The 6,460-nt window shown below is 57.0% G+C and carries 6 protein-coding genes; 2 read left to right on the forward strand and 4 right to left on the reverse strand.

Annotated elements, in window-relative coordinates:
* Positions 1 to 523: DUF599 domain-containing protein (locus tag ACXJ5O_RS15660; protein WP_457300693.1), on the forward strand; the 523-nt coding region annotated here is incomplete at its 5' end.
* Here ACXJ5O_RS15660 and ACXJ5O_RS15665 read toward each other — a convergent pair.
* Positions 518 to 1,717 (reverse strand): MFS transporter, encoded by a 1,200-nt coding sequence (locus ACXJ5O_RS15665; RefSeq protein ID WP_457300694.1) that lies wholly within the window; start codon positions 1,715 to 1,717, stop codon positions 518 to 520. The genes ACXJ5O_RS15660 and ACXJ5O_RS15665 overlap by 6 nt on opposite strands.
* A 218-nt stretch (positions 1,718 to 1,935) precedes the next feature.
* Between ACXJ5O_RS15665 and ACXJ5O_RS15670 the strand changes: the two genes are divergently transcribed.
* Positions 1,936 to 2,907 (forward strand): heparan-alpha-glucosaminide N-acetyltransferase, encoded by a 972-nt coding sequence (locus ACXJ5O_RS15670; RefSeq protein ID WP_457300695.1) that lies wholly within the window; start codon positions 1,936 to 1,938, stop codon positions 2,905 to 2,907.
* Between the two features lie 3 nt (positions 2,908 to 2,910).
* On the opposite strand, the gene ACXJ5O_RS15675 is transcribed toward ACXJ5O_RS15670, so the two are convergent.
* From ACXJ5O_RS15675 to ACXJ5O_RS15685, 3 genes are all read right to left on the reverse strand, one after another.
* On the reverse strand, positions 2,911 to 3,297 hold the full coding sequence (locus ACXJ5O_RS15675) for a MerR family transcriptional regulator (RefSeq protein WP_112529338.1): 387 nt from the start codon (positions 3,295 to 3,297) through the stop codon (positions 2,911 to 2,913).
* 115 nt (positions 3,298 to 3,412) lie between these two features.
* Positions 3,413 to 4,822, reverse strand: a complete 1,410-nt coding sequence (mgtE, locus tag ACXJ5O_RS15680) for a magnesium transporter (RefSeq protein WP_457300696.1) — start codon at positions 4,820 to 4,822, stop codon at positions 3,413 to 3,415.
* A gap of 49 nt (positions 4,823 to 4,871) precedes the next feature.
* Positions 4,872 to 6,314: an aldehyde dehydrogenase family protein gene (locus ACXJ5O_RS15685; protein WP_457300697.1), complete on the reverse strand. Its 1,443-nt coding sequence runs from the start codon at positions 6,312 to 6,314 to the stop codon at positions 4,872 to 4,874.
* Positions 6,315 to 6,460: the final 146 nt, after the last annotated feature.

The following is a 6,460-nucleotide window of genomic DNA, read 5'->3' on the forward strand; positions in this document are numbered from 1 at the left end:
CATCATGATCGGTCTGCAGCAGGGCACTGGCTTTTTTGCATCAACCTCCATTCTGGCGATCGGTGGATGTTTCGGTCTGTTGAACTCCTCCGGCCGCGTTCTGACGCTGTTTCACGACCTGCCGTTCCTGGGCAATACCACCCAACAATTGTTTGAAACAAAAATCCTCGGGCTTCTCGTTCTCTTCGCCTATGCATTCTTCAAATTCGCCTGGTCATATCGGCTTTTCAACTATTGTTCGATCCTGATCGGTAGCGTTCCAATGGCGCGCGATAAGGGCCCTGACGATCCGGTTGTGCTTGCGGGAATTAATCGCGCGGCGGGGATAAATATCCAGGCCGGCCAGCATTTCAACAGCGGCTTGCGCGGCATCTTCTTTTCCATCGGATATCTCGGATGGTTTCTGCATCCCGTGCTGTTCATGATCACGACGACGCTGGTTGCCATAGTGCTGCTCAGACGCCAGTTCTTTTCCAGGGCACGCGACGTGCTGATGCAAAACAGCGTCAGCGCTGACTCATAAACCGCGCGGCAGGTAACGCCAGACGAACACGGCCGTGAATATCATCAGCATGGCGAGCGCGATGAAAATCGAGCCGAGTTGGAAAAACGTCAGGATGATCGAGTAGAAAAACGCAGGCAATATCTCGGAAAAATCGAGATAAGTCCGGTAAACCGCCGTCATCTGTGCCCGTTCATGCGGGTGGACTGCACGAATGAACGTCGTTGAGCCTAGCGTGTCGATAGCCACGCAGAAAAAGGCTCCAAAAAGCAGCATGATCGCAGCCACCATGGGAAATCTTTCGCCGGCAATGCCCGCTCCTATGAGTGCCACGGCGAGCAATACGAATACACCGGAAATCGTCCGCATCAGCCCCTTGGCCATGCCAACCTTGCCCCAGAGGATCGAGCCGAGCAGAAACAAATTGCCGAGCGAAACCAGAAGACCACCGGCAAGATTGCCCTGCCCCGTCGCCACCATGAGGATCGGTCCATAGACGAAAAACGTGCTCCAGTAGCACGAGCGCGAAAAGGCGATCAGCCAGGCCAGCCGCAATCTCGGCTGCACGACGAAGCGGCGCACATTGGCGATAGGATTGGCCGGACGGCTCGGGCCCTTCTGCAGCGCCGGATTGTCGCTGAGACGGAAATACCAGAACAGCGTCAGCAGCAGCAGCGAGAAACCTATCGACAACAGGAACGGCGCGATCATACCGACTTGTGTGTAGAGGAAAACGCCGAGGAACGGACCAGCGGTCCACGCAAACGTCGCCGTTGCCATTCGCACCGACTCGGYACGAACGAGTTCGCCCCTCTTGATGTGATCCATGATGTAGAGGCTGAGCGTTATCGACAAGGTTCCCGAGCCGAACGTGCGCAGGAATAGCCCGGCTGCCTGTCCCGGCAGCGTATCAAGCGCAAAGGCAAAGCACCCGAGGATCAGGGATACGGTTCCCGCCGTATAAACCCAGCGTCGCGGAATCCGGACAATGAGCAGCGGGATCGAAAGGGTCGAGATCAGCCCGAGCAATGACATGCAGGTGTAGAGGATACTGACGCCGCGCTCGCTCTGCATGAGATCGTAGGTCTGGATCGGCACGACACTGGTGATGATCGCCCGTGCCATCGATTCGATCCCAAAGAGGATCGCGAAGACCCGCGCCGTCGGGCGCTTGGCCGTGGTAATCCAGATAGGATGGCGAACCTGATTGATCACTGGGATGACTTTGGGGRCATTTGATTCGAGCGTAGGCTGAAGTTTCGACCGCGGGACCCAGCGATAGCAGTCAATCAAGCGACATAATATGTCCGTTTCATAAGAAACCGTTGAATATATGAGAAAAACTTACCCCGCTTGCTCGCCAAAGACGATGGATTTTGCGGCCCAACTCACTTAGCTTGCGCCAATTGCTGCAATGATCGAGTTCCCTGCACATGAATAAAGCCGAGACTGTGAATGCCCCATCCAAGACGCGTCTCGGCAAGCTGGACGTGTTGCGGGGTATCGCCCTCGTCGCCATGGCGACCTACCACACCGGCTGGGATTTCGAGTTTTTCGGCTATCTCGAACCCGGGACAACCGGCCATGGCGCCTGGAAACTATATGCCCGGGTCATCGCCTCGACCTTCCTCGCGCTTGTCGGCTTCAGCCTTGTGCTGGCGCATGGTCGCGGCATTCGCTGGCGCTCGTTTGGCATTCGCCTTGCCCAAATCGTCGCTGCCGCACTGGCGATCACGCTCATCACTATGTACGTCACGCCAGAAAGCTTCGTGTTTTTCGGGATCCTGCACGAAATAGCGGCAGCGAGTGTTCTGGGGCTGTTGTTTTTGCGATTGCCTGCGCTGGTTATTGCTGCCGCTGCAGCAGCGGTCATTATCCTTCCGCATTATTTCGTCTCGCCGACATTCGATGCGCCGGCATTCTGGCCGCTCGGCCTCTCGGAAATCATCATAAGATCAAATGATTACGTCCCGATCTTTCCATGGTTCGGCGCTGTTCTTGCAGGGATGGCGCTCGCCAAGACGATGCAACATTTCGGTGCGTTCAAATTGTTTGCCGGAAACATTGCTCCATCCTGGCTCGATCGCGGTCTGCGCTTCATCGGCCGACACAGCCTCGCCTTCTACCTGATCCATCAGCCAGTGATTATCGCCTGTGTTTTTCTTATTTCACAACTGTTCCCACCGGCGGTTCCGGCACCACGCGAGGTCTTCGGCAAGGCCTGTGTGCAAAGCTGCCAGAACGACAACGACAAGGCTTTTTGCGAGAAGTTCTGCAATTGCGTCATCGGGCAAACCGAAGCGCAGGGCATCTTCGATGAGATGTTTGCGGGAAAGCGCGATCAAAACGATCCGCAGATGCAGCAGATCGCCGGCATCTGCACGCAGGAAAACATGCCGCAGTGATGTTTACGTATTAACGCCCAACTCAGCCAGCCGCTCGATACAACCTTCCTCGACCTGATCGAGTTCAGCCAGTGTTTCCTCGATGTCGCGGCGCTTCTGGCGCAGCTCTGCGCGCTTTTCCTCGACGCGCTTCATCATCAGATGCAGCTGCCCCATTTCTCCGGGCGGCTCCTTGTACATCTGGATAATTTCCTGAATCTCGGCAATCGAGAACCCGAGCCGTTTGCCGCGAAGAATCTGCTTGAGCAAATGCCGGTCGGACGGCCGGAACAGCCTGGTCCGTCCGCGTCTGACCGGATGAATCAGATCCTCATCCTCGTAGAACCGTAACGTGCGCGTCGACACGCCAAACTCCCGTGTCAGTTCAGTAATGGTGTAATATTCGCGCATTGCAGACACAGCCCCAGTTGTATCGATTGAATCTTTTGCCCACGCAATTACGTAAAAGTCAATTGCACGATTGTATTCGGTTGTAGACTTTAGTCCATAATTCTCCAGACAGATGTTATTTAAAGCCGAACCACCAGGTTGCCAGGCCGAGAAACGATGAAAAACCAACGACATCGGTCACCGTGGTGACGAACACCGCCGACGCGATGGCCGGGTCAGCACCGAAACGATGCAGCAACAACGGAATCAGAATACCACCAAGTGCGGCTGCAAGCATGTTGATGACCATCGCGGCAGCAATGATACCGCCAATATTGATATTTGCGAACCAGAGACCTGCAATAACACCGATCATGATCGCGAAAATAACACCATTGATGAGCCCCACCGAAGCCTCGCGGCGGATGATGCGCCCAGCATTGTAAATATCCATGTCGCGTGTCGCCAGCGCCCGGACCGTCACGGTCATCGTCTGCGTGCCGGCATTGCCACCCATGGATGCCACGATGGGCATAAGCACCGCCAGAGCCACCATCTGCTGGATGGTACCATCAAACAGGCCGATCACGGATGCCGAGAGGAACGCAGTGAACAGGTTGATCACCAGCCAGGGCGTACGTGAGCGCGACGTAGACAGCACCGAGTCGGACAGTTCTTCGTCGCCGACGCCGCCGAGACGCAAGATATCTTCCTCGGCCTCTTCCTGAATGACGTCCACGATGTTCTCGATGGTCAGAACACCGACAAGCCGGTCGTTTTCGTCCACCACCGCCGCCGACAACAGATCGTATTGCTCGAAGATTTGCGCGGCTTCTTCCTGGTCCATGGTCGCAGGGATCGCATGCCGCGTCTCGTGCGTGATCTCGTCGATCTTTACGTCGCGGCGGGTCCGCAGGATGCGGTCGAGGTCGACAGCCCCCAAGAGCCGGAACATCGGATCGATAACGAATATCTGCGAGAACGACTCGGGCAGATCGTCATTGTCCCGCATGTAGTCGATGGTCTGGCCGACAGTCCAGAATGGCGGAACCGCGACAAATTCTGTCTGCATGCGGCGCCCGGCGGTTTCCTCCGGGTAGCCAAGGGAGCGGCGCAGTCGAACCCGTTCGGTAAACGGCAGCTGCGCCAGGATCTCGTCGCGGTCTTCCTGCTCGAGGTCTTCGAGAATGTAGACCGCATCGTCGGAATCGAGTTCCTGCACACCTTCGGCGATCTGCCGGTTCGGCATCGCATCGACGATTTCAAGGCGAACCGCTTCGTCGACTTCCGTCAGGGCGGCAAAATCGAATTCGTCGCCCAGAAGTTCGACGAGGGCTCTGCGCTGATCTGGCTGCAGCGCCTCGAGGACGTGGCCAAGCTCGGACTGGTGCAGCTTGCCGACATGCGACCTTAGAAACAGAACATCCCGGTCCGCGATGGCGGCGCCGACACGCGCCAGGTAGGAGGTGCGGACAGCACCGTCCTCACCATAGATGTTGACATCGTCGTCTTCAGGTGCGGATTCCGGGAGAGTTTCTGTTTCCATCTTTCCGCACCTGCCTTCCTGACAAATATGGCGTATCGTCAGTTAAGATTCAGGCAGCGTCGTCCCAACCGCTGATCGCCTTCACTTCAAGAAAATCCTCGATCCCGAAGTGACCTCCTTCACGCCCGATGCCCGACTGCTTGTAACCGCCAAACGGAGCGTCTGCCGCATGGTCGGCACCATTAATACGCACCATGCCAGCACGCAACTGCTTCGACACGCGCTTGATGCGCTCGCGATCACCCGACTGGATGTAGGCGGCAAGACCGTATGGCGTGTCATTGGCGATCTCTACCGCTTCTTCCTCCGTGTCGAAGGGGATCATCGCCAACACCGGTCCGAAGATCTCTTCGCGAGCGATGACCATGTCGTTGTTGACGTCGGCGAAAACCGTCGGGCGGACGTAGTAGCCGCGATTGAAGCCTTCAGGGCGTCCGGTACCGCCGGCAATCAGCCGCGCGCCTTCCTTGATGCCCTGCTCGATCAGTCCCTGTACCTTGTTGAACTGCATCTCAGATACAAGCGGGCCCATGTGATCGCCGTCCTGCGATGGATCTCCGACCTTGGTGGCCTTGGCGGTCTCGGCAGCGATTTCGGTCGCCTTGCTATAGACCGAGCGCTCCACCAGCATGCGCGTCGGCGCATTGCAGGACTGGCCGGTATTGTTGAACACATGCTCGACGCCGCGCTTGACTGCAGCTTCAACATCCGAATCTGCAAATACGATGTTCGGCGACTTGCCGCCGAGCTCCAGCGATACGCGCTTGACGGTATCGGCCGCAGCCTTGGTCACGGCAACACCGGCGCGGGTGGATCCGGTGAACGACATCATGTCGATGCCGGGATGGGCGGACATCGCCGCACCAACCGATGGGCCATCACCGTTGACCAAATTGAACACACCGGCTGGCAAACCCGAGGCATCGACCATCTCTGCGAAAATCACCGATGAAATCGGAGCAATTTCGGAGGGTTTGAGGATAACGGTACACCCTGCGGCAATCGCGGGGACAACCTTTAGAACCACCTGGTTCATCGGCCAGTTCCACGGCGTGATCAGGCCGCAGACACCGATAGGCTCATAGGCAAGCCGGACCGTGTCGTGACCGTTCAGCGGCCGCTCGAACTCGAACTCTTTGAGTGACCGGATAAAAGCCTTGATATGGCCGGTCCCGGATGCCGCCTGTTCATCGAGCGCCATCGTGATCGGTGCGCCCATTTCGGACGAGATCGCCCTGGCCATATCGGCGATACGCGATTTATAGACGGCGAGCAGCCGCTCAAGCCAAGCCAGGCGCTCTTCGCGACTGGTCACGCTCCATGTGGTGAAAGCCTTGCGGGCAGCGGATACGGCCTTGTCGACATCGGCTGCAGAACCCAGCGAGATCACGGCAAATGCCTGCTCGTCGGCCGGATTGATCACCTCAAGCTCTTTCGCCACTACCGGCGCTATCCACTTTCCATCGATATAGAAATCGGTCTTGCGAAGCATGATCTGTCTCCTGCCTGTGGCTCTATGGATTATTTTGACACTGCGCCGGATAAGTGACGGCGTGCGTTCAGTTGAGTGTGTAGCGGATGATTGACGTTACGACCAACAGGAATATCGAACAACGAGGCAAAAAATACGGCAAGTGG

It is taken from the genome of Phyllobacterium sp. P5_D12, from assembly GCF_054049495.1.